This window comes from Streptomyces sp. NPDC088197, from assembly GCF_044741185.1.
Lineage (GTDB): Bacteria > Actinomycetota > Actinomycetes > Streptomycetales > Streptomycetaceae > Actinacidiphila.
The window spans coordinates 97,437-120,653 of record NZ_JBIUSD010000001.1; the positions used below are offsets into that span (position 1 = coordinate 97,437).

Genomic DNA, 23,217 nt, shown 5'->3' on the forward strand with positions numbered 1-23,217 from the left:
CGTCCCGGAGGGATGTCGGAAAGGGCAGAAGTACGGGAAGTGCGGGAAGCGGGAAGTGCGGGAAGCGGGAGGGAAGTACGGGACGTACGAAGGAACGCGGACGAGCCGCTCAGAGGTACTGCACGGCCGTGACGCAGAAGCCGCCGAGCGCGACGCACCAGACGTACGGCAGCGTGCGGACCATCACCGTCTGCGGGGTGACGCCCGCGTACTGAGCGGCCCAGACCGTCTGCGTACTGGTCGGGTCGGCGACGCCGAAGACCTGGTTGTACGAGGTGGTCAGGCCGAGGACGGCGATCGCCGGGTACACGCCCGCGGCGATCAGGACCCCGGCGATGCCCGCGCCGAGACCGAACACGTTCAGCGGCCCGCGGTAGAGGCACAGCGGCACGAGCACGGTGAAGACCAGGACGAACAGCACGGCGTTCTGCGGGCTGACGGCCTTCACGAGCGGTTCGAGCGCGTCGACCGCGCCGGGCAGTTTCACCGCCGCCAGCAGGATGCCGATGGAGATGAAGAGCGTGATCGGCGGCGCCGCGACCTCGAATCCGGCGTAGAGCGTACGCAGCAGCCGCTTGTTCATCTCGCGCGGCCGGGTGGTGGTGACCAGGGCGTAGAGCACGCCCGCCAGCAGCGACGGGATGATCGCGATGTCGAAGCCGAGCGCGAGGATCAGCGGCACGGCGGGGGTGAACAGCGCGTACCAGGGCGCGTCGCCGAGCTGCTTGCGGCGCGTGCCGGAGTTCGGCCCGGGTCGCTCGGCCACCGACTTGAGGGACCAGGAGTGCTCGACGCCCTTGCGGCGGTTCTCGATCAGGACGAAGAGGACCGCGGCGACCAGCGCGAACGGGAACAGCTTGATCATGAAGCCGCGCACGGTGTGCACGGGCAGTTCGAGCGCCGTGGAGAAGAACTGCCAGACGGGCAGTTCGAACGGCATGCCGGCGGCGATGCCCATCAGGATCGTGCCCGCGGCGGTGGCCTTGGGGATGCCGACGGCGATCATCGCGGGGATGCCGATGATGCCCGCGAGCATCGCGGCGGGCGCCGAGCCGGTGACCGTGCCGACCAGCGTGGAGACGGCCAGCACGCCGAGCGCGACCACCACGGGCCGGTCGCCGCCGAATTCGACGATCTTGCGGACGAGGGTGCCCGCGATGCCCGTCTCGTCCAGCAGCTTGCCGAGCCACGACCCGAGCAGGATCGCGATCATGGTGGCGGCCAGCGCCGGGGCGCCCTCCTGGAGCACCGTGTCCAGCACGCTGTTCTTGCCGGTCAGCGGCGCCCCGGAGACCAGGGCGATGGCGACGGCCAGCAGGATGAGCGCGAAGGCCGTGGGGAGCTTGCGGGTGAGCATCGCGGCGACACCCGCCGCCATGATCAGCAGAATGACGACACCCATGGCGTCACTTCTCTCTTCCGTGCGGTGTGCGTCTCCGCGGGGTCCGTGTTTGCGGGGTGGTCGCCACAGGGGCGCGTGTCGGCGAGGTACGTGCCTGCCCGGCGGTCGCCACAGGGGCGCCTGCCCGCGAGGTACGCGACTCCGGCGCAGTCCCCGGCGACGCGGTCACCCACTCGGCGAGCGCCGCCGTCAGCAGCAGCGGACTGCGGCCGAGACCGCAGACCGTACGGGCGTACGCGTGCGCCGCGATCTCGTCGGCGCCGGCGACGTGCCCGTACCAGCGGCGGCTGCCGAGCCGCAGCACGACATGGCCGAGCGTGCGCCTCAACTCGGCCTTGGCCGGCCCGTGGTGGAGCCGCGCGTGCGCGGCCTCGTGGGCGACGGCCGCGGCGCGGACGGAACCGGCCGGGTACCAGTCGCGCCAGCCGAGCCGCTCCGCGAGGCCGTCGGCCGCCGCGATCGTGTCGGTGAACAGCTCGATGGCGTCGGGCCGCGAGGTGTAGCGCGCCAACAGGCCCATTTCCAGGCCGCCGTCGCTCTCCACGACGTCCGCCGCGCAGGCGACGGGTGCGAGCGCGGCACCGAACTCGGCCGCCGCGCGGGCCCATTGACGCAGCAGCGCGGGGTCGCGGCCCTCGTGGGTCGGGGTGCCCGCGAGCAGCCGCACGCCGAACTCGACGTCGTCCAGGTCGGCGAGGCGGCGCAGCGCGGCCAGGTCGGGCGTACGGGTCAGGACGGATGCCGTCATGTCCGTGCCTCCACAACGGCCACCACCGGCTCGTCGGCGGCGCGGCTGCTCAGTTCGCTGCGGGCGAGCGCGAGCAGCGACTGCGGTTCCACGACGCCCGACAGGTCGGAGATCCGGGACCCGATGAGCAGCCGCAGCGCGGGCGCGCGGACCCCGCCGTCGCCGTACGAGGTGACCTCGTCCACGAGCGTGGCGAGGACTTGGGGCGCGGCGCCCGCCGTGGTGGTCTCGACGCGGGCGTCGGGCGAGTGCAGCCGGACGACTCCGTCGGCGTCCACGACCCGCACGGGGTGGCGGGTGGCGCGGTACCGGCGGCGCAGCTCCGTGCCGTACACGGTGTGCGAGGGCGTGCCCGCGAGCACCCGCACCTCGGCGGGGTCGGCCTTGAGGCTAACGGCGGCGGCGCGCAGCCGTTCCCCGTCGTCGGCGCGGTGGGCCCGGTCCTGGGTACGCAGTTCGGTGGCGCCGGTGGCGACCGCGCGTACGGTGCTGGTCTGCGGGTCGACGGTGACCTCGACCTCGACGCCGTCGGCGGCGGCGCCCTGGGCGACGACCGCGCGTTCCGCCTCGGCCCGTACGGCCAGGATCTGTTCCTGTCCGGCGCCCGGGATGATCCGCTCGATCTGCTCGCGGACCAGCGCGAGGGCGACGCCGATGGGGCTGATGACCTCGCTGTGGGCGGCGATCCTGCCGTCGCGTTCGCAGACGACGGCCAGGTGCGGTGTCACGGACGCGGCGCCGCCGCCCCCGCCGACCAGGACGGCGTTGTCCTTGTCCAGGCGGTACTCGGAGATCAGGGTGTCGACCACGGCCTTCACCTGGGCCGTACCGGCGTCGAGCACCTGGGTCGCGGCGGTGGCGACGTCCACGCCGAGCGCGGCGGCCAGCGGCGCCAGCGCGGCCTTGGCCGTTTCCTGGTCCGAGCGGGCGAAGTCGCCCTCGGGGACCCGGCCGAGCGCGTTGGCCGCGCAGGTCATGGTGATCGCGAACCGGCCGCCCGCGGCGTCGAGGACCGCGTAGTCGGCGGGGTCGTCGGCGAGCGGGCTGACCGTGGCGAGCGCGGCGTCGCGCAGGTCGTCGGGGTCGGCGAAGCAGGCGTACGGCAGGCCCGCGATGTGGGCGCTGCGCGGTCCGACCGCGGTGACCTTCCGGCCGGAGCCGCCGGAGCCGCCGGTCCCGCCGGAGCCGCCAGAGCCGCCGGTCCCGCCCGTCCCGCCCGTACCGCCGGTCCTGCCCGTCCCGCCCGTGCCGCCCGTCCCGCCGCTGATCCTGACCATGGACCCGCCGCCGACGCCGACCGTCCGCACGTCGAGCGCGGACAGATAGGACGTCTTGCCGAGGATCGTGGCGTGCCGGACGGCGACCTTGCCGCGCCGTACGACGCTGATGTCGGTCGAGGTGCCGCCGGTCTCCAGGAACAGGCCCTCGCTGATCCGCTCCTGCATCAGGGCGCCCGCGACGCCGGCCGCGGGTCCCGACAGGACGGTCAGCAGCGGCCTGCGCCGCATCTCGTCCAGCGACATCACGCCGCCGTCGCAGCGCATCACCATGAGCGGGGACGTGACGCCCGCCTTGGTGATGGCCGCGTCGACCAGGTCGGCGGTGGCGAGCATGCGCGGCAGGATCGCGGCGTTGACCACGGCGGTACGGGTCCGCTTCTGGAGCCCGTACAGCGAGGTGATCCCGTGGGCCGCCGTCATCGGCAGGCCCTTGCCGCGGGCCGCTTCGAGCACGGCCTCCTCGCCCTCGGGGCGGTCGACGCTGAACGGCTGGCTGGCGACGAGGACTTCGGCGCCTTCCCGTACGACCTCGTCGACGGCCCTGCGCACATCGGCCGCGTCGTCGGGGTCGGCGACATGGGCGTAGTGCAGCGGGAGCCGCTTGCCGGGGGTGAGTTCGAGGTTGCGGAAGGACGCGAGCCGACGGGTGAACGCGGCCCCCGGACCCGTACCGATGCCGATCAGGCCGACGGTGGCGACGTCACCCTCCAGGAGGGCGTTGGTAGCCTGGGTCGTACCGTGGGCCAGGAAGGCGACGTCCTCAGGGGCGTTCCCGGTCTGCTCCAGCAGGCGGTCGAGCGCTTCGACGATGCCGTGGGCTACGCCGTCCTCGTGGTGGTGGCTGGTGGGCACTTTCACCTGCCCCCGGAGTTCGAGGGTCGCGGCGTCTACGGCCACGGCGTCGGTGAAGGTCCCGCCCACGTCGATGCCGACGCGGATACGGTGGGTGGTCATGGTCTGGGCACCTCCTTGTGCAGTGTTGGCGAATACGCGGGCGGTGGGCCGGGCGGGGCAGGTGGAGCTGCTTCCGTCCGGCCGTTCTCCCTTGGGGGCGGCAGGTCCCGCTCAGTAGCCGCGCACGTCGGGCCAGTGGCGCTGGATCCCGGCGCGGTCGAGCACGGCGGCGAACGCGTCGAACCGCTTGTCCTCGGCCTGGACCCGGTGCGGTTCCACGCCTTCGGCGAGGCAGTGGGCGGCGAGGGCACCGGCGACCTCGCCGATGTTCCACTCCACCGGGTGCAGCCGGTAGCAGCCGTTGGTGATGTGGGTGGTGCCGATGTTCTTGCCCGCGGGCAGCAGATTGCGGACCCTGCGCGGGATGAGCGCGCCGAGCGGGATCTCGAACGGCACGGAGCCGATGTCGATGTAGTTGTCACCTCCGGTGGACGGGTGCAGGTCGATGCGGTAGCCGCCGACGCCGACCGAGTCGCGGTACGTGGTGCCGCCGTGCGGGCCGACGAGGTCGATCGCGAGGTCCTGCTCGGTGATGGTGGTGACGGCCTTGATCCGGCGGGACTCGCGGACGTACGGCGCCTTGGCCAGGCCGTCCGCGGTGCCGGTGATGTCGGGGCGGAGCCTGAGGCCGGGGAAGCCCTTGCCGCCGTCGGCGCGCGGCGCCTCGGTCTGGAGCCAGTACAGGACGGACAGCGACAGCTGCCGCGCCTCGGCCACGGCCTGGGCCGAGGTCTCGGGGCCCGCGCCGATCAGCGGCTTGAGCCAGTAGTCGTTGAGCGGCCAGTTGACGAGCGTGATGTCGGAGTCGAAGGCGCCGGGCCGGTGCAACCGGCGGGCCAGAATGCGGCGGAAGCCCCACAGCTCCTTGTCGCCCGCGTCCTCCGACTGGTCGGCGTTGACGTCGAGCGGGTCGAGGTCGGGGTTGGGGACGAAGGTGCGCGGCACCGCTTCGAGCGTGCGTGGGTCGGGGGCGAGGAAGCCGAGCAGCGGGCCCGGCCAGAAGTCGGGGCGGTAGTCCCGCCAGAACTCGTAGTCGGCGGGCTTGTCGATGGTGTGGTCCTCGCCCTCGTGGTGCGAGAGCGCGAAGCACACCGTGATGCCCTGCTGGTTGAGCGGGTCGGCGGTCTCCGGGGCGTGCGGCTCGCCGAATTCGTCGCGCGACTCGGCGCCGACGGCGTGTTCGACACCGGCCAGCTCCAGCAGTTCGCCGGTCTCGGTCGCGTCGATCACGTACCGCGCCGCGATGGTGCGGCGGCTGCCGTCGCGCAGGCTCTCCACCGTGACGGACCGTACGGTGTCGTCCTCGGCCGCCGCCGCGACCGGGCGGTGCTCGGTCAGCAGCGTGAGGCGGCCGGACGCGAGGTGCGGCGCGAGCATCGACTCCAGCACGGCGAGGCCGACGCGCGGCTCGTGGCAGAGCTTGCTGACCCGTCCGGCGCCGGGGTTCAGCTCGGTGAGGGCCAGCGCCTCCGAGCGCATCGGGTACCACTGGCGGTAGTACGACCTGATGGATTCCCGCAGGTGGCGGTACGAGGCGGTGGTGCCGAACTGTTCCACCCACGGGTGCTCGTCCGGCGGGACGGCCTGCGAGGTGAGCTGGCCGCCGATCCAGTCGGTCTCCTCGGTCAGTACGACGCCGCGCCCGGCGCGGCACGCGGCGAGTGCCGCCGCCACGCCGCCGAGGCCGCCGCCGACGATGAGAATGTCCGGTCCGGGTTTCACGAGTCTCCTTGAGGTGGTGCGTACCGCCTGCGGCGGTGCTGTCGAAAGATTGCGCGGTGCGTCGGATGACGGCTCTGCCCGGTACCCCGGACCCTCCGGCGTCCGGTTCGCCGAGGACGCCCTACGGCCACGTGCCCTGGCGCCGACCGGCCGCGGGGCCCTCGCCCGTTAAGGGCTCCGCCCCCAAAGGCCCCGGCCCCCCGGGGCGAGGGCCCACGGCGAGCGGGCCGCCGAGCACCGGGCCGCCGGGGCGAGGGCCCACGGCGAGCGGGCCGCCGAGCACCGGCCCCCCGGCGCGTGGGCTCGCGGGCGGCGGGCAGGGCGGGTGGGGGGTCATGGGCGTGGGTCCCGGGGCCGCGCCGGAGGCGGTCCCGCGCTGGCGCCCGGCCGGAAGGGGCAGGCCACCAGCGGCTCGGTGGCCGCCGCGATGTCCTCGCCCGCCACGAGGGCGGCCAGCATGCGGACGGCCGCGGCGCCCAACTCCGGCCGGGGGATGTCGAATCCGGTGGGCACCGGCTCGCCCGCGAGGTCGGGCGGCGGGCTGCCGAGCAGGGCGAGCGAGGCGTCGCGCGGGGCCTCGATCCCGGCGGCGCGGGCGGCGCCGCGCAGGGCCCGCCACGCGCTGCCGGTGTCGGTCTCCTCGGCGACGAACGCGGTGACGCCCTCGGCGAGCCAGCCGCGCAGCCGCTCGGGCGTCAGCTCGCGCTCGGGCGCCGCCGAGCGGAAGACGGCCGCGGGGCCGCCGGGCAGCCCGGCCGCCTCCAGGCCCTTGAGGAAGCCGTGTTCACGGTCGGTCGACGCGGGCGCCTCGTCGTCCTCGCGTACGAGCACGATCCGGCGGTGGCCGAGCTCCGCGAGCCGGGCCACGACCTCACGAGTGGCGTTGACGTAGTCCGCGCCGACCCAGGGCAGACCCTCCAGCTCGTCCCTGCGGCCGATGTGGACCACGGGGAAGCCGTCGCCGACCAGGCGGCTCAGCTCCTGCGCGGGCGCGTGACGGCCGAGGAAGAGACAGCCGTCCGCCAGCCGGACCCGGCTCAGCGCCTCGGGTCCGGCGGCCCCCGCGCCGCCGGAACTGGAGCCGGTGAAGAGCACCAGGTCGTAGCCGCGCGCGGCGGCCTCCTGCTCGACGCCCACCAGGAACGGGTAGTACGAGTGCTGCACGTCGGTGGGGAAGGTCGCGGTGAAGCTGAAGACGCCCAGCAGGTCGTTGCGGGCGGCGGCCAGCCTGCGGGCGGCCGGGTCGGGGACGTATCCGAGGCTGCGAGCGGCGTCGAGCACCTTGCGCCGGGTCTCCTCCGAGATCGCGACACCCTCCCGCTTGCCGCCGAGCACCAGCGAGACAGTGGCCTGCGAGACGCCCGCGAGCCGCGCGACCTCCGCCTGGCGCGGCCGTGACGTACGCCCGGTCGGCGAGGGCGCCCGGCCCGGCCGGGATCGCTTCCTGGGTTCGTCCACCTGTGCTCCTCCTTCGTTAATGCGCATTAGTAATGCGCATTAACGAGCACTGTGGACCTTGCCACGCGTCACGTCAAGAGGATGGACCGCATTTTCCGGCCACGCCCGCGCGCCCCGCCGACCTGTGGTTATCGTCGGAAGCGCCGTCTTGGGTGGCGGGAAACCTTGTCCCGCTGGGGCCGCGGCACCTCATCGGCGGCCGTCGGCGTCACCGTCCCGCCCGGCCGCTCAGGGAGCGGCCGGGCGGGACACATCCGCGCGGAACGTATCGGCGCGGGAACGTATCGGCGCGGGAACCTGCACCGGCCGAGGACGTACGAGCCAAGGACGTACGAGTCGAGGACGTACGAGCCGAGGACGCACGAGCCGTTACGGCTTGTACGCCACTCCCCCGTACATCGCGACCTGCGAGTCGTCGACCGTGCCCTCGGCGGCCGGGTCCGGGCGCCAGTTGTGGACGAGGGTGACACCGGGCTCGACCAGGTCGAGGCCCGCGAAGAAGGGCAGCACCTCGGCGTGGGTCCGGTTGCGGGCGGGCATGCCGCGCTTGGTGTACTCGGCGACGACACCCCCGATCGGCTTCGGGCTGGAGTCGGTGGTGACCGTGGAGATCGCCAGGTAGCTGCCGGACGGCAGGATGTCCACGTACTGCTTGACCAGGTCGTACGCCTTCTGGTCGTCCGTGACGAACTGGAGCACGGCGATGATCGACAGGGCGACCGGCCGGGACAGGTCCAGGGTCTCGGCCAGCTCGGCCGAGCCCAGGATCGCCGCCGGGTCCTTCATGTCCGCGTGGATGTAGGCGGTACGGCCCTCGGGCGTGCTGGTCAGCCGGGCGCCCGCGTGGGCCAGCACGATCGGGTCGTTGTCCATGTAGACCACGCGCGCGCTCGGGGTGACGCCCTGCGCGACCTCGTGGAGATTCGGCGAGGTCGGAATGCCGGTGCCGATGTCAAGGAACTGGTCGATGCCCTGCTCGGCCATGAAGCGGACGGCCCGGTGCATGAATTTACGGTTCTCACGCATCGATATCCGCAGACTGGGCCAGCCGCTCAGCATCTGCTCGGCGGCCTCGCGGTCCAGCGGGTAGTTGTCCTTGCCGCCGAGAATGTAGTCGTACACGCGTGCCGAGTGCGCGACGCTCGTGTCGATCTCGGGCGGCTCGTAGTTCGCAGGCCGCCGCGTCCAGGCCATGTCGTCGGGCATCCGCTGTTCCTCCTGAGTACGCCTGCGTTAAGTAAGTGATGAGCGTCAGGAAACCGGGAGGCTGGCCTGTCCAGCCTCCCAGCCCTGGGAGAAGACGTCGAGTTCGATCTGCGTGAAGATCAGCGCGGGACCTTCCGGATCAGTGGACTGGCGGACCGCGTAACGGCCGTCGGGAAGCCTGCGGACCTCCACGCAACTGCCGCCGTTGCTCCCGCTCCACGGCTTGTGCCAGCCTTCCGCTCCCAGCGTGAGAACAGCGTTGTGTATGCGATTCACTGGCCTAGAGCTCCTTGCGAATGGCACCGAGGAATTCTCCGGTGCGTTGTACTGGCAGGGCGTGGGCGCACATACGGTCCAGGGCTTCCTGGAACGTCGTGACATCGTCGTACTCGTCGAGATAGACGGCACCGACGAGATTCTCGACATAGACGATGTCGGAGATCTCCTCGTGCGGGAATCGGAAGATGTGGAACGACCCGTACATGCCCTCGTGCGCGCAGATGCCGAAAGGCATCACCTGAAGCTTGATGTTCGGCTGTTCGGCCGCTTCGATGAGGCGGTCGATCTGGGCCCGCATGATCTCGGCGGGCACCATGGGACGGCGGAACACGGTCTCGTCCATGACCACCCACAATTCGGGCGGATTCGCGGAGGTGAGCAGTTGCTGCCGCTGTTTGCGGACGGCGACCCGGCGCTCGACCTCCTGGGCGGCCTTCTCCTCCGCGTCGTGGAGGCCGGCCCGCAGCACGGTCAGCGCGTATTCCTCGGTCTGGAGCAGGCCGGGGATGTAGTGGGGTTCGTAGGCCCGGATGAGGCTGGCCTCTTCCTCCAGGCTGACGTAGCCGCTGAACCAGGTGGGCAGCGCGTCCCGGTAACGGTGCCACCAGCCGGGCTGATTGGCCTCGCGGACGAGGGCGAGGAAGGTCCTGGCCTCGTCGCCCGGGACGCCGTACTCCTCCAGCAGCGTCTTGACGTAGGGGAGCTTCCACTTGCCCTTGGCCAGCTCCATGCGTCGGATCGTCAGAGGAGCCACGTCGAGGACGACGGCGGCGTCCTCGAACGACTTCCCGGCGGCGACCCGCAGGTCGCGCAATCGTCTGCCGAGCACCATCAGCCGAACGGTCGAGCCGCCCGACGACTGCGCAGCGGTCACGCCCCGGCTCCTCTCACCGAGTCCATGGGAGAAGTGTGCCACCCCCTCAGTGATATCCACACCTCGATTGCCTTCTCGGTGAAATTATCAAGATTAACCTTGCCCACTGAGCGCGTCGGGGCGCATAGTGGCCAGGTGACCACGTTCACGCACACGCGATGGAGAGGAATCTCCGCTGTGGGTTCACCTACCACCGATACCGTGAGTTCCCGTCTGACTACTCCCGGCATTGGCTCCGCTTCCCGTACGCCCCGCCCCCGTGCCGACGGCTGCACTTTCGAACTGCTGGCATGCGGCGCGTCGGTTTCCGAGGCCCGGCGCCGTGCGCGCGCATATCTGACCGCGCGCGGATGCGGGCTGGACGCCTGCGATACGGCCGCTCTGTTGGTGAGTGAACTCGTCACCAATGCCGTGCGTCATACGACGAGCCCGACCGTCATCTGTTCCGTCCGGCGGGACGGCGTACGAGTCCGTATCGAGGTCGAGGACCACGGAAACGTCGGCGAGGGCCCGGTGATGCGCGACAGCGGCACCCATGAGGTCAACGGCCGCGGGCTGCTGCTGGTGGACGCGGTGTGCGACGAGTGGGAAGTGGCCCCGGGCCGCGACGGCATCGGCCGGATCGTGCGCGCGGTGTTCCGCGACGAGACGGTCTGACGGCCTCGCCCTCGCCTGCTCACCGGCACCCCGCTCCGCCCGCTCACCGAAAAGGACCACCTCGGGGGTCTGCTACGCTGATCCAGCGACGTGCCCCTGTCCCAGCGTGATCCTGCGGTCACTTTCTGGTCCCAGATCAGCGGCGGACAAGCGGTACGGAGCACCCGAGATCCTGTGCGAGAATTATCCCGCACAAGCTTGGTCCTGTGGAGCAGTTTGGAGTGCTCGCCACCCTGTCAAGGTGGAGGCCGCGGGTTCAAATCCCGTCAGGACCGCTGCGGCTGGGTAGCTCAGTTGGTACGAGCGACCGCCTGAAAAGCGGTAGGTCGCCGGTTCGACCCCGGCCCCAGCCACCGCACGACGTAGGCCCCGTCTCCGGACGGGGCCTCCGTCGTTCCCGTGCGCCATGCGCCCCACCGTCACCGTGCGTACCGCCGCGGGGAAATGCGTTCGCCGCGCGCCCGCCGCAGATGCGATCCTGGACCGCGTATGTCTACCCAACCCACCTCCGCTGATCTCGCCGAACGGCTGCCGTCGCTGACTTTGCGCGACGAGCAGCGGCTCGGCCGCCGACTCGACGGCGCCCGCCGTATCCGCAAGCCGGAGGCGCGGGCCGCGGTGCTGGCCGAGATCGCCGCCGAGATGGACAAGGGCGAGGCGCGGCTGGCGGCCCGCCGCGCCGCCGTGCCGAGGATCAGCTATCCCGAGGCGCTGCCGGTCAGCCAGAAGAAGGACGACATCCTGGCGGCGATCCGCGACCACCAGGTGGTGATCGTCGCGGGCGAGACCGGCTCGGGCAAGACGACGCAGATCCCGAAGATCTGCCTGGAGCTGGGCCGCGGGGTGCGCGGCCTGATCGGCCACACCCAGCCGCGCCGGATCGCGGCCCGTACCGTCGCCGAGCGCGTGGCGGAGGAGCTGGCGACACCGCTCGGGGAGGCGGTCGGCTGGAAGGTCCGCTTCACCGACCAGGTCGGCGACTCCACGCTGGTCAAGCTGATGACCGACGGCATCATGCTCGCCGAGATCCAGACCGACCGCGAGCTGCGCGCGTACGACACGATCATCATCGACGAGGCGCACGAGCGCAGCCTCAACATCGACTTCATCCTCGGCTACCTGGCCCAACTCCTGCCGCGCCGCCCGGACCTGAAGGTGATCATCACCTCGGCGACGATCGACCCGCAGCGCTTCTCCCGGCACTTCGGGGACGCGCCGGTGGTCGAGGTCAGCGGCCGGACGTATCCGGTGGAGGTCCGCTACCGGCCGCTGGCCGACGAGGGCGCGGACGGTGACGAGGGGGCCGACGACCGCGACCAGATCACCGCGATCTGCGACGCGGTCGACGAACTCCAGGCCGAGGGGCCGGGCGACATCCTGGTCTTCCTCTCCGGCGAGCGCGAGATCCGCGACACCGCGGACGCGCTGACCAAGAAGAACCTGCGCTCGACCGAGGTGCTGCCGCTGTACGCGCGGCTGTCGTCGGCCGAGCAGCACCGCGTGTTCCAGCAGCACAGCGGGCGCCGCGTCGTGCTGGCCACGAACGTCGCCGAGACGTCGCTGACCGTCCCCGGCATCCGGTACGTGATCGACCCCGGCACCGCCCGGATCTCCCGCTACAGCCACCGCACCAAGGTGCAGCGGCTGCCGATCGAGCGGATCAGCCAGGCCAGCGCCAACCAGCGCAAGGGCCGCTGCGGCCGTACGTCGGACGGCGTCTGCATCCGGCTGTACGACGAGGACGACTTCCTGTCCCGGCCGGAGTTCACCGACGCCGAGATCCTGCGCACCAACCTGGCCTCGGTCATCCTCCAGATGACGGCGGCCGGGCTCGGCGACATCGCGCGCTTCCCCTTCATCGACCCGCCGGACAGCCGGAACATCAAGGACGGTGTCCAACTCCTCGAAGAGCTGGGCGCGTTGGACCCCAAGGAGAAGGACCCGCGCAAGCGGCTGACCCCGCTGGGCCGCAAGCTCTCGCAGCTCCCGGTGGACCCGCGGCTCGCCCGTATGGTGCTGGAGGCCGACCGCAACGGGTGCGCGCGCGAGGTCATGGTGATCGCGGCGGCGCTGTCCATCCAGGACCCGCGCGAACGCCCCGCGGACAAGCAGACGCAGGCCGACCAGCAGCACGCCCGCTTCCGCGACGAGACCAGCGACTTCCTGTCCTTCCTCAGCCTGTGGGGCTATGTCCGCGACCGGCAGAAGGACCTGTCCTCGTCGGCCTTCCGCCGCATGTGCCGCTCGGAGTTCCTGAACTACCTGCGCATCCGCGAGTGGCAGGACATCTACAGCCAGCTCCGTACGGTCGCCAAGTCCCTGGGCATCACGGTCACCGAGCCCAGGTCCGAGGACGACGCGGCCGATCCGGTACGGGTCCACCAGTCGTTGCTGGCGGGGCTGTTGTCGCACCTGGGGCTCAAGGACACCGACAAGAACGAGTACTTGGGCGCCCGCAGCGCGAAATTCGCCGTCTTCCCCGGCTCGGCGCTGTTCAAGAAGCCGCCGCGCTGGATCATGTCGGCCGAGCTGGTGGAGACCTCCCGGCTGTGGGCGCGGGTCAACGCGCGGATCGAGCCGGAGTGGGTGGAGCCGCTGGCCCAGCACCTGGTCAAGCGCACCTACAGCGAGCCGCACTGGGAGAAGGACCAGGCGGCCGTGATGGCGTACGAGCGCGTCACCCTCTACGGCGTCCCGCTGGTCGCCCAGCGCAAGGTCACCTACGGCCGGATCGACCCCGAGGTCTCCCGCGAGCTGTTCATCCGCAACGCGCTGGTCGAGGGCGACTGGCGCACCCACCACCAGTTCTTCCACGACAACCGCAAACTCCTCGGCGAGGTCGAGGAGTTGGAGCACCGCGCCCGGCGCCGCGACATCCTCGTGGACGACGAGACGCTCTTCGACTTCTACGACGCGCGGCTGCCCGAGGACGTCGTCTCCGGCGCCCACTTCGACTCCTGGTGGAAGCAGAAGCGGCGCGAAGAGCCGGAGTTGCTGAACTTCGAGCACTCCATGCTGATCAACGAGAACGCGGAGGCCGTCACCAAGGACGACTACCCGGACTCCTGGCGGCAGGGCGCGCTCAAATTCCGCGTCACGTACCAGTTCGAACCGGGCGCCGACGCCGACGGCGTCACCGTCCACATCCCGCTCCAGGTCCTCAACCAGGTCTCGGCCGACGGCTTCGACTGGCAGATCCCGGGCCTGCGCGAGGAGGTCGTCACCGAGCTGATCCGCTCGCTGCCCAAGGCGATCCGCCGGCATTACGTCCCCGCGCCGAACTACGCCAAGAAGTTCCTGGAGCGCGCGGTCGCCGGGCCCGACCCCCTGCCGTCCGTGCTGGCGCGGGAGTTGCAGAAGATGGTGGGGGTGCCGGTCACCGGGGAGGACTTCGACCTCGGCAAGGTGCCCGAGCATCTGAAGATCACCTTCCGAGTGGTGGACGAGCGGCGCCGCAAGCTCGCCGAGGACAAGGACCTGGACGCGCTGCGGCTGCGGCTGAAGCCGAAGACGCGGGAGGCGATCACGAGGGCCTTCGAGTCGGCCTCCGACCCCGCGCTGGCCTCGGTCCAGCAGCGCACCGGGCTCACCGACTGGACGATCGGCGCGCTGCCGCGCACCTTCGAGGCGCGGCGCGCGGGCCAGCCCGTCAAGGCGTTCCCGGCGCTCGTCGACGAGGGCGCCACCGTGGCCGTACGGCTCTTCGACACCGAGCCGGAGCAGGCAGCGGCGATGTGGCGGGGCACACGGCGGCTGATCCTGCTCAACGTGCCGGTGAATCCGGCGAAGTTCGCCGCGGACAAGCTGTCCAACCAGCAGAAGCTGGCGCTCTCGCGCAATCCGCACGGCAGCGTGCAGGCGCTCTTCGAGGACTGCGCGACCGCCGCGGCCGACCGGCTGATCGCCGACCACGGCGGGCCCGCGTGGGACGAGGAGTCCTTCCGCAAGCTGTACGACGCGGTCCGCGCCGATCTGGTCGAGCTGACCTCGCGCAGCGTCCAGCGGGTCCAGCAGGTGCTGGCCGCCTGGCAGTCCTGTGAGCGGCGCCTGAAGGACACCACGAGCCTCGCGCTGGTCGCCAACCTCCAGGACGTACGGGAGCAGCTCGCGGGCCTGGTGCACGCCGGTTTCGTGACCGAGGCGGGGCTCAAGCGGCTGCCCGACCTGATGCGGTATCTGGTCGGCGTCGACCGCCGCCTCCAGCAGATGCCGACGGGGGTCCAGCGGGACACCACGCGGATGGAGAAGATCCGGGAGATCCAGGCCGAGTACGGCGAGCTGCTGGCCGCCCAGCCGGCCGGACGGCCGGTGCCGGCCGCGGTGCGGGACATCCGCTGGATGATCGAGGAGCTGCGCGTCAGCTACTTCGCGCACGCGCTGGGCACGGCGTTCCCGGTCTCCGACAAACGCGTCTTCAAGGCCCTCGACGACGCCTGGGCCTGACCGCCCCGCACCGCCCGGCCGCCCCCCGGCAACGAGTTCGACCCCACCCCCTGACCTGCTGTACAGTCTGTCTCGCAGCCGAGCCCAACAGGCTGTGACACCAGGTCCTGTGGAGCAGTTTGGAGTGCTCGCCACCCTGTCAAGGTGGAGGCCGCGGGTTCAAATCCCGTCAGGACCGCCGTACCGTCTGCCACTAGGCCCGCACCTGCTCAGGTGCGGGTCTTTTCGCTGTCCCCGCAGACCGCACCACAGTACGTCGTAAGGCCCGTGCCTCCTCAAGGTGCGGGCCCTTTCGCTGTTCCCCGAAGCCGCGCCCGCTACGGCCTCCTCGTACCGCCGCGGGCGGGGCATCGGCGTCGGCGCGGAGAGCGCTCTCGGCCTACTCCCTCCGCACCGGGGGGAGTTCATTAGCGCACGGGGATCAAGATCCACAAGAGCCCGGCGTGTGACGGGAGTCACGGAAACCCGTTTCGGGAGTGGGGAACTTGACGCCCTCCGGAAGGCTCTCGATTTAATATGTGCAATTGCACCTCCCTGGGGACGACTCCGGCGCTAGCACGCAACCGCCCCCAGGACCCCACAGACCACGCCCCCGGCGCGCACGGAACGCCCACAAACCGCCCGCGCGGCCCCACATGACCCCGCGGCGCCCCGGCGCCGCCCCGGGCCGCCGCGGGCACGAAAAAGACCGCATCGGACCCGGCGGAGTCCGATGCGGTCTTGGTGAAGCTGGGTGGAGCTGGTAGAGCTCGTAGCTCCCTCCGGCGTCCCTGATGGGGGCAGGTGGCCTTCGGGCCGGGCGACGTATGGGGTGGGGGCCCCGTTAGCCGCCCAAAAGGGCTGTCAGGCCTCGCTGCGCTGCTGCGGAATGCCCGCCAACAGCGCGCGGACCTCCGCCTCGCGGTAGCGGCGGTGCCCGCCGAGCGTGCGGATGGATGTGAGCTTGCCGGCCTTTGCCCAGCGCGTGACCGTCTTCGGGTCGACGCGGAACATGGTGGCGACCTCAGCAGGGGTTAGCAACGGCTCGGCATCAGGGGTGCGAGCGGTCATGAGCGGCCTCCTCGAGAGAACCGAACCAACGCGGTTCTTTCCTCTAAATTCTGCACCTTGACCCACGTTGCCCGAAATGGCAGACGCGGGCCGAGTCGGTAATAGGACGAACGGCTTGTCCTCGGCACTACAACTACACCATCCGTCCAGCCTCGTCGGCCAAACCGATGGAATTGCCCTCTCAGGTGTTCAAGCTCGGCGGAAGCCGATGGACCGTGTCATAGCGGACAGTCACACCAACGTGACGATCAGTCACAACCTGATCATCTGCCCCATCCCCACCTTCGAAACGAGTCCGAGGAGGACCCGATGTCCCATTTTGACACGAGACATGGTGATGCAGGCAAGAGTCCGCTTACGTGCTCTCCGTCACGCTTGGGCCATTACCGCCGCTCTCGATGCCAAAAGGCAAGCTGAGAGGCGGAAGAGACACAACGAGACAACAGAGGACCCGCGAACCCTGCGCCGAAGGTCACATCGGCCCATGCGTCGAACGCGGAGTCGATGCCAGGGCCAGAGCTTCGGCGCACATTCCGCCGGAGCCCCGACCGTGACCCGCGTCACGTCCCGCCTGCCCTCAACTGGAGAACTGAAGCTCCCTGACCGCCCGCCATCGGTCGGTCAGCCGCTCGTACGCCACCCCGGCCGCCGCCGAGTCCCCGGCCCGCAGCGCGGCGAGCCCCTCGGCCACATCGGCCGCCGAGCGGTCCTCCGCGAGGGTGTCCTGGCCCATCACGTGCACCAGGCCGCCGTAGTCCAGCTCGACCAGCGAACGCGGGTGGAACTCCTCGAGCCAGCGCCCCACATCGATCAGCCCGTCGATCAACGGGCCCTCGTCCAGGGCGTCCTTGAGCACCCGCAGCGCCCGCGCGACCCGCCGCCTGGCCTGGACCATGGGCGTGCGGTACCGCAGCAGCGGCTCCTTCGACTCCCCCGCGCCCGACGGCTCGTACTCCCGCTCGTCGTCCCCGACGAGGGCGAACCAGCGCACCGGCACGTGCCAGGTGGCCGAGCGGATCCACGGCCGGGCGTCCGGATTCCGCTCCCGCCAGCTCTCGTGGTCGGCGGCGGCCTGCCGGCGTACGACCGGCGGCAGCATCGCGTCCAGCACCGGCTCGGGCAGCAGCTCCCCCACGTTCTCCAGGGCGAGCCAGCCGCGCAGCCGGGTGCGCCAGGGGCAGATGTGGGTGACGCCGGAGACCACGGCCACGAAGGCGTCGCCGCTCTCGTGCACCGGGACGGCCACCGGGGGCACCGGCAGGAGGTCGGCCAGGGACTGCCGTAGCTCGTCCTGAGCGGTACGCGTCAGCCCGGCCGACGCATACCGGTACCAGTGGGTGCGTTCGGGCTCTGGAAAGGCCGCCAGGGGCTCGTAGACCCGCAAATAGGCCGCGTACGGGACCAGTACCGGTGAACCGCCCACACCCGCTCCCTCGTCACGGCCTTGATGCTCCGATCGTCCCACGCGACCCCCCGCCCCGGAGGTGATCCCGGCCACTGTGAAAAACCGTCGCGGGATCACCGGAAACCCACACATGTACGCGGTCCCATGATCGCCCGCCCAGGGCCTACCCTTCTGCATATCCGGCCTCCCGCCACCCGCACGGGGAGCCGGAGGCCAGCAAGGCCAACCGGGTTCGCCCGGAAAAACTGGACTATGGGAGTCACCACCGTGACCGACGTACGACAGACCGACCGCTCCTCGTCAGTCGAGTCGACCGGCTCCACCGCGTCGACCGTCCTCGCCAAACTGTTCCGATCGGAACAGGGCGGGCACGAGCAGGTCGTCCTGTGCCAGGACCGCGCAACCGGCCTCAAGGCCGTCATCGCGCTCCACTCGACCGCCCTGGGCCCGGCCCTCGGCGGCACCCGCTTCCACGCCTACGCCTCCGACGAGGAGGCCGTCGAGGACGCGCTCAACCTCTCCCGCGGCATGTCGTACAAGAACGCGCTCGCCGGGCTCGACCACGGCGGCGGCAAGGCCGTCGTCATCGGCGACCCCGACACGCTCAAGACCGAGGAACTGCTGCTCGCCTACGGCCGGTTCGTGGCCTCGCTCGGCGGCCGGTACGTCACGGCGTGCGACGTCGGCACGTATGTCGCGGACATGGACGTCGTGGCCCGCGAGAACCGCTGGACGACCGGCCGCTCGCCGGAGAACGGCGGCGCCGGCGACTCCTCCGTGCTCACCGCCTTCGGTGTCTTCCAGGGCATGCGCGCCGCCGCGAAGACCCAGTGGGGCGAGCCGACGCTGCGCGGCCGCCGGGTCGGCGTGGCCGGCGTCGGCAAGGTCGGCCACCACCTGGTGGAGCACCTGCTGGAGGACGGCGCCGAGGTCGTGATCACCGATGTCCGCGCGGACGCCGTCGACCGGATCGTCGCCCGTCACCCGCGGGTCACCTCGGTGAGCGACGCGCAGGTGCTGGTGCGCACCCCGCTCGACGTGTACGCGCCCTGCGCGCTCGGCGGCGCCCTGGACGACGCGACGGTCGCCGCGCTGACCGCCACGGTGGTCTGCGGCGCGGCCAACAACCAGCTCGCCCACCCCGGCGTCGAGAAGGACCTCGCCGACCGCGGCATCCTCTACGCGCCGGACTACGTGGTGAACGCCGGTGGCGTGATCCAGGTCGCGGACGAGCTGCACGGTTTTGATTTTGACCGCGCGAAGACCAAGGCCACGAAGATCTACGACACGACTCTGGCCATTTTCGACCGGGCCAGGACCGACGGCGTCCCCCCGGCCGTGGCCGCGGACAGGCTCGCGGAACAGCGGATCGCGGACCGTACACCGGCTTCGGAATGGCTGCGTCCGGAGGGGTCCGCGTGACCGACAGCACGGCCCGATAGCAAGTTCGCGCTAGAAGAAGGTAAAATCGGCCCTGACCAGGCAGAACAGGGCCGTGAACGACCCCTGTTCCGACGCGTGTCGTGCGGGCGACGTACCGTGCGGCGTCGGAAGCAGGTACCGTTGTGGGCCTACGGACCGGTCTCTCTCCGGGGAGGCCGCTCCGAATCATGAACGCGTGTCAAGACTCGGGGCCGCTGAGCCCCGCCGTTAAGGGGGTCGAGCCATGGGGCGCGGCCGGGCCAAGGCCAAGCAGACGAAGGTCGCCCGCCAGCTGAAGTACAACAGCGGCGGCACGGATCTCTCACGTCTGGCCGACGAGCTGGGCGCATCGTCACCGCTTCCGGTCAATCCGGAGCCTGTCGAGGACGATGACGACGAGGATGACGACCCGTACGCACAGTACGCGGATCGCTACAACAACGACGGGGACGAGGACGACGAGTCCGAGTCATCCCCCCAGCGCCGTCACGCTTGACACCTGTCACGTAGACGCACATCACCGCATGTCACGTCGGCCCGGTCCGGGGTCCCGCCCGGACCGGGTTTCGTCGTCGGCTCGTCGGCGCTGAGGACCCCACCGCTCTACCGCGCGTAGTCGCCGGTCAGTTCGACGGCCGCCGTGCCGCTTTCGCGTGCCGTGATCTCGCCGCTCACCCAGGCCCCGACGCCCCGGTCGGCGAGGGTCGCGAGGGCGACGTCCACGGACTCCTGCGGCAGGACGGCGATCATGCCGACGCCCATGTTCAGCGTCTTCTCCAGCTCCAGGCGCTCGACCCCGCCCAGCTCCCCGACCAGTCCGAAGACCGGCGCGGGCTCCCAGGTGGAGCGGTCGACGGTGGCCCGCAGGTGGTCGGGGACGACCCGCGCCAGGTTGTTGGCGAGCCCGCCGCCGGTGATGTGCGAGAAGGCGTGCACCTCGGTGGTACGGGTCAGCGCCAGGCAGTCCAGCGAGTAGATCTTCGTCGGCTCCAGCAGCTCCTCACCGAGCGTGCGGCCGAACTCCGGCACCTGCCGGTCCAGCGACCAGCCCGCCCGGTCGAACAGCACGTGCCGGACCAGGCTGTAGCCGTTGGAGTGCAGCCCCGACGACTCGATGGCGACGACCGCGTCACCGGGCCGGATCAGGTCCGCGCCCAGCACCTGGTCGGCCTCGACCACTCCGGTGCCCGCGCCCGCCACGTCGAAGTCGTCCGCGGCCAGCAGCCCCGGGTGCTCGGCGGTCTCGCCGCCGACCAGCGCGCAGCCCGCGAGCACACAGCCCTCGGCGATGCCCTTGACGATGGCCGCGACCCGCTCGGGGTAGACCTTGCCGACGCAGATGTAGTCGGTCATGAACAGCGGTTCCGCGCCGCACACCACGAGGTCGTCCACGACCATGCCGACCAGGTCGTGGCCGATCGTGTCGTAGACGCCCATACGGCGGGCGATGTCCACCTTGGTGCCGACGCCGTCGGTCGCGGAGGCGAGCAGCGGGCGCTCGTACCGCTTGAGCGCGGAGGCGTCGAAGAGTCCGGCGAAGCCGCCGAGCCCGCCGACCACCTCGGGGCGGGTGGCCTTGCGGACCCACTCCTTCATCAGGTGGACGGCACGGTCGCCGGCCTCGATGTCGACGCCCGCGGAGGCGTAGCTGGCACCGGAGAAGTCAGCGCCGGTGGAGGCGGCGCCGGTTGACTCAGACATAGCTGGGGAACCTTCGTGTCGTTCGTGCGGAGGGCTGCGTGGCTGCCGCGGAGCCTACGGGCGGCGGAGCGCGTCCGCGGCGTCCGCGCCACCGGCCAGTTCGGTCTCCAGCAACTGCTTGCCCAGCAGCTCCGGGTCGGGCAGGTCCATCGGGTACACGCCGTCGAAGCAGGCGCGGCAGAGGTTGTCCTTGGGGATGGTGGTCGCCTCGACCATGGCGTCGATGGAGATGTACGCGAGCGAGTCCGCGCCCAGCGAGGTGCCGATCTCGTCCACGGTCATGCCGTTGGCGATCAGTTCGGCGCGGGTGGCGAAGTCGATGCCGAAGAAGCAGGGCCACTTCACGGGCGGCGACGAGATCCGTACGTGCACCTCGGCGGCGCCCGCCTCGCGGAGCATCCGGACCAGGGCGCGCTGGGTGTTGCCGCGGACGATCGAGTCGTCCACGACCACCAGGCGCTTGCCGCGGATGACTTCCTTGAGCGGATTGAGCTTGAGCCGGATGCCGAGCTGCCTGATGGTCTGCGACGGCTGGATGAACGTACGGCCGACGTAGCTGTTCTTGACCAGCCCGGAGCCGTACGGGATACCGCTGGCCTCGGCGTACCCGACGGCGGCCGGGGTGCCGGACTCCGGAGTCGGTATCACCAGGTCGGCGTCGACCGGGGCCTCCTTGGCGAGACGGCGGCCCATCTCGACGCGGGAGAGGTAGACGTTGCGCCCGGCGATGTCGGTGTCGGGGCGGGCGAGGTAGACGTACTCGAAGACGCAGCCCTTGGGGGCGGCCTCGGCGAAGCGGGAGGTGCGCAGGCCGTTCTCGTCGATGGCGATCAGCTCGCCGGGCTCGATCTCCCGGACGAAGCTGGCGCCGCAGATGTCGAGGGCGGCGGTCTCGGAGGCGACGACCCAGCCGCGCTCCAGGCGGCCGAGGACCAGCGGGCGGATGCCCTGGAGGTCGCGGGCCGCGTACAGGGTGTGCTCGTCCATGAAGACGAGGCTGAAGGCGCCCTTGACCTGCGGCAGCACCTTCGTGGCGGCCTGCTCGACGGAGAGCGGGTTGCCCTCGTCGTCGACCTGGCCCGCGAGCAGCGCGGTGACCAGGTCGGTGTCGTTGGTGGCGGCGACCTTGGTGGCCCGCCCCGGGCCCTGCGGGAGGGAGGCGACCAGTTCGGCCAGCTCGGCCGTGTTGACCAGATTGCCGTTGTGCCCGAGGGCGATGGAGCCCTGGGCGGTGGCGCGGAAGGTGGGCTGCGCGTTCTCCCACACGGAGGCGCCGGTGGTCGAGTAGCGGGCGTGGCCGACGGCGATGTGGCCGGTCAGCGAGCCGAGGGAGGTCTCGTCGAAGACCTGGGAGACCAGGCCCATGTCCTTGAAGACCAGAATCTGGGAGCCGTTGCTCACTGCGATGCCCGCGGACTCCTGACCGCGGTGCTGCAGGGCATACAGCCCGAAATAGGTGAGTTTGGCGACCTCTTCACCGGGGGCCCAGACACCGAAAACGCCGCAGGCGTCCTGGGGGCCCTTCTCACCGGGGAGCAGGTCGTGGCTGAGTCGTCCATCACCACGAGGCACGTTCACGAGTCTAGGGCAGGATTGCCCATCGTCCGAACGGGCGACCCTTGCATCTCCAGGTTCTATGCGCGTAGTGCCTTGCGGGGCAAGGGCATGTGACGTGGGCCCCGCCGTTCGGGTGCCACCGGTCCGGGCGGGGCAGCTCCGGGCGCCGCCAGGTCCGGGGGCCGGGTCGGCTCCGGGTGCCGCCGGTCCCGGGGGCCGGGTCGTCGTCCGGTGGGGAGGTCAGCCCAGGACGGGGAGGTACGCGTCCAGGTCGGCGCGCTCGCCGCTGGCGCTCACGGTCGCGGCGTCCACTTCCCGCGCCCAGGTCGTACGGCCGGTCGCCAGCCGGATCCAGGTCAGCGGATCGGTCTCCACGACGTTCGGCGGCGTGCCCCGGGTGTGCCGCGGGCCCTCGACGCACTGCACCGCCGCGTACGGCGGGACGCGGACCTCCACGGAATTGCCCGGCGCCTTGGCGGCGAGCGCGTCCGCAAGCAGCCGGACGACGGCCGCGACGGCGTGCCGGTCCAGCGGCACGTCCACGCCGGTCGCCCGCGCCAGGTCGTCGCTGTGCACCACCAGCTCCACGAGCCGCGTCACGGTGAAGTCCAGCGCCCGCATCCCGCCGAACACGTCCGGCACCGCCAGATCCGTCCGCAGCGCCCGCTCCCTGCACCCGGCCAGTTCCTCGGCCGCCGCCGCCATCGCCTCGGCCGGGTCCCCCATGGCCGCGGCGGCCTCCTTGGTCGTGGCGTCCAGCCGGTCGGCGATCCCGGCCGTCGAGACGGCCCAGGTGTCCAGGTCGGTCAGCTGCCCTTTCCCGGCGGGCACGGCTTCGGCCACGTAACGCGGCAGCACCACGGTCTGCCGTACGACATGCGCGACGAGCGTCCGTACGTCCCAGCCGGGCAGCCCGCTCTCCCGCTGGAGCCGCTCCCCCGTCAGGGCGTTCACGGCCGACCGGAGATGCCCCGCCTGCGCGGTGAGCGCCCCCCACGTCCGGTCGGGCTCATACGTCCGCGCGCGTCGGCGCCGTTCAACGGGCATGCGCCCGAGGTT

At 71.2% G+C, this 23,217-nt stretch carries 16 protein-coding genes, 3 tRNA genes and 1 pseudogene; 7 read left to right on the forward strand and 13 right to left on the reverse strand.

Annotated features, from left to right (window positions below; genetic code table 11):
• Positions 1–109: 109 nt before the first annotated feature.
• The 8 genes and pseudogenes from ACIOC1_RS00540 to ACIOC1_RS00575 all read right to left on the reverse strand — a co-directional run bounded on the left by ACIOC1_RS00540 (position 110) and on the right by ACIOC1_RS00575 (position 9,923).
• Entirely contained in the window at positions 110–1,402 is a 1,293-nt protein-coding gene (locus ACIOC1_RS00540) for a transporter (RefSeq protein WP_355336186.1), read from the reverse strand.
• Positions 1,403–1,535: 133 nt separating this feature from the next.
• A pseudogene (locus ACIOC1_RS00545) lies at positions 1,536–2,150 on the reverse strand (hypothetical protein); the annotation flags it as partial.
• Positions 2,147–4,384 carry a hydantoinase/oxoprolinase family protein gene (locus ACIOC1_RS00550; protein ID WP_401850808.1) on the reverse strand — a complete coding sequence of 746 codons (2,238 nt, stop codon included), beginning with the start codon at positions 4,382–4,384 and terminating at the stop codon, positions 2,147–2,149. The pseudogene ACIOC1_RS00545 and the gene ACIOC1_RS00550, both read right to left, overlap by 4 nt.
• A 111-nt stretch (positions 4,385–4,495) precedes the next feature.
• Positions 4,496–6,106 carry an FAD-dependent oxidoreductase gene (locus ACIOC1_RS00555; RefSeq protein WP_355336180.1) on the reverse strand — a complete coding sequence of 537 codons (1,611 nt, stop codon included), beginning with the start codon at positions 6,104–6,106 and terminating at the stop codon, positions 4,496–4,498.
• Positions 6,107–6,439: 333 nt separating this feature from the next.
• Positions 6,440–7,564: a substrate-binding domain-containing protein gene (locus tag ACIOC1_RS00560; protein WP_391159396.1), complete on the reverse strand. Its 1,125-nt coding sequence runs from the start codon at positions 7,562–7,564 to the stop codon at positions 6,440–6,442.
• Between the two features lie 369 nt (positions 7,565–7,933).
• Positions 7,934–8,770 carry an SAM-dependent methyltransferase gene (locus ACIOC1_RS00565; protein WP_355336177.1) on the reverse strand — a complete coding sequence of 279 codons (837 nt, stop codon included), beginning with the start codon at positions 8,768–8,770 and terminating at the stop codon, positions 7,934–7,936.
• A 45-nt stretch (positions 8,771–8,815) separates the two neighbouring features.
• The gene (locus ACIOC1_RS00570; protein ID WP_355336175.1) at positions 8,816–9,046 is read right to left on the reverse strand and encodes a DUF397 domain-containing protein; all 231 of its coding nucleotides are present in this window, start codon (positions 9,044–9,046) and stop codon (positions 8,816–8,818) included.
• A 4-nt stretch (positions 9,047–9,050) separates the two neighbouring features.
• A complete protein-coding gene (locus tag ACIOC1_RS00575) occupies positions 9,051–9,923 on the reverse strand; it encodes a helix-turn-helix transcriptional regulator (RefSeq protein ID WP_355336173.1) in 873 nt (290 codons plus the stop codon).
• A 24-nt stretch (positions 9,924–9,947) separates the two neighbouring features.
• Here ACIOC1_RS00575 and ACIOC1_RS00580 point away from each other — a divergent pair, with 24 nt between their 5' ends.
• The 5 genes from ACIOC1_RS00580 to ACIOC1_RS00600 all read left to right on the forward strand — a co-directional run bounded on the left by ACIOC1_RS00580 (position 9,948) and on the right by ACIOC1_RS00600 (position 15,201).
• A complete protein-coding gene (locus tag ACIOC1_RS00580) occupies positions 9,948–10,580 on the forward strand; it encodes an ATP-binding protein (protein ID WP_355336171.1) in 633 nt (210 codons plus the stop codon).
• Positions 10,581–10,780: 200 nt separating this feature from the next.
• Positions 10,781–10,855: transfer RNA gene (locus ACIOC1_RS00585), tRNA-Asp, on the forward strand.
• Between the two features lie 4 nt (positions 10,856–10,859).
• Positions 10,860–10,933 (forward strand) — tRNA-Phe (locus tag ACIOC1_RS00590).
• 136 nt (positions 10,934–11,069) lie between these two features.
• Entirely contained in the window at positions 11,070–15,023 is a 3,954-nt protein-coding gene (gene hrpA / locus ACIOC1_RS00595) for an ATP-dependent RNA helicase HrpA (RefSeq protein WP_401850813.1), read from the forward strand.
• A gap of 103 nt (positions 15,024–15,126) precedes the next feature.
• Positions 15,127–15,201: transfer RNA gene (locus ACIOC1_RS00600), tRNA-Asp, on the forward strand.
• Between the two features lie 665 nt (positions 15,202–15,866).
• Here ACIOC1_RS00600 and bldC read toward each other — a convergent pair.
• Together bldC and ACIOC1_RS00610 are read right to left on the reverse strand one after the other, a co-directional pair.
• Positions 15,867–16,073 carry a developmental transcriptional regulator BldC gene (bldC, locus tag ACIOC1_RS00605; protein WP_003949541.1) on the reverse strand — a complete coding sequence of 69 codons (207 nt, stop codon included), beginning with the start codon at positions 16,071–16,073 and terminating at the stop codon, positions 15,867–15,869.
• Between the two features lie 577 nt (positions 16,074–16,650).
• Positions 16,651–17,496, reverse strand: a complete 846-nt coding sequence (locus tag ACIOC1_RS00610) for a hypothetical protein (protein WP_355336167.1) — start codon at positions 17,494–17,496, stop codon at positions 16,651–16,653.
• A gap of 249 nt (positions 17,497–17,745) precedes the next feature.
• Here ACIOC1_RS00610 and ACIOC1_RS00615 point away from each other — a divergent pair, with 249 nt between their 5' ends.
• The gene (locus tag ACIOC1_RS00615; RefSeq protein ID WP_401716927.1) at positions 17,746–18,900 is read left to right on the forward strand and encodes a Leu/Phe/Val dehydrogenase; all 1,155 of its coding nucleotides are present in this window, start codon (positions 17,746–17,748) and stop codon (positions 18,898–18,900) included.
• 244 nt (positions 18,901–19,144) lie between these two features.
• Entirely contained in the window at positions 19,145–19,396 is a 252-nt protein-coding gene (locus ACIOC1_RS00620; protein ID WP_355336163.1) for a DUF3073 domain-containing protein, read from the forward strand.
• A 107-nt stretch (positions 19,397–19,503) separates the two neighbouring features.
• Here ACIOC1_RS00620 and purM read toward each other — a convergent pair whose 3' ends face one another.
• From purM to ACIOC1_RS00635, 3 genes are all read right to left on the reverse strand, one after another.
• Complete coding sequence (gene purM / locus ACIOC1_RS00625) at positions 19,504–20,601, reverse strand: phosphoribosylformylglycinamidine cyclo-ligase (RefSeq protein ID WP_355336161.1); 1,098 nt, start codon at positions 20,599–20,601, stop codon at positions 19,504–19,506.
• Between the two features lie 54 nt (positions 20,602–20,655).
• Positions 20,656–22,173: an amidophosphoribosyltransferase gene (gene purF / locus ACIOC1_RS00630; protein WP_355336160.1), complete on the reverse strand. Its 1,518-nt coding sequence runs from the start codon at positions 22,171–22,173 to the stop codon at positions 20,656–20,658.
• Positions 22,174–22,398: 225 nt separating this feature from the next.
• On the reverse strand, positions 22,399–23,205 hold the full coding sequence (locus ACIOC1_RS00635; protein WP_401850818.1) for a sterol carrier family protein: 807 nt from the start codon (positions 23,203–23,205) through the stop codon (positions 22,399–22,401).
• Between the last annotated feature and the right edge of the window lie 12 nt (positions 23,206–23,217).

Bases quoted from the DNA above. Each gene is read 5' to 3' on its own strand.
- ACIOC1_RS00540 (WP_355336186.1), bottom strand. From the start codon at position 1,402: ATGGGTGTCGTCATTCTGCTGATCATGGCGGCGGGTGTCGCCGCGATG.
- ACIOC1_RS00550 (WP_401850808.1), bottom strand. From the start codon at position 4,384: ATGACCACCCACCGTATCCGCGTCGGCATCGACGTGGGCGGGACCTTC.
- ACIOC1_RS00565 (WP_355336177.1), bottom strand. From the start codon at position 8,770: ATGCCCGACGACATGGCCTGGACGCGGCGGCCTGCGAACTACGAGCCG.
- ACIOC1_RS00580 (WP_355336171.1), top strand. From the start codon at position 9,948: ATGGGAGAAGTGTGCCACCCCCTCAGTGATATCCACACCTCGATTGCC.
- hrpA (WP_401850813.1), top strand. From the start codon at position 11,070: ATGTCTACCCAACCCACCTCCGCTGATCTCGCCGAACGGCTGCCGTCG.
- bldC (WP_003949541.1), bottom strand. From the start codon at position 16,073: ATGACCGCTCGCACCCCTGATGCCGAGCCGTTGCTAACCCCTGCTGAG.
- ACIOC1_RS00620 (WP_355336163.1), top strand. From the start codon at position 19,145: ATGGGGCGCGGCCGGGCCAAGGCCAAGCAGACGAAGGTCGCCCGCCAG.
- purM (WP_355336161.1), bottom strand. From the start codon at position 20,601: ATGTCTGAGTCAACCGGCGCCGCCTCCACCGGCGCTGACTTCTCCGGT.
- ACIOC1_RS00635 (WP_401850818.1), bottom strand. From the start codon at position 23,205: ATGCCCGTTGAACGGCGCCGACGCGCGCGGACGTATGAGCCCGACCGG.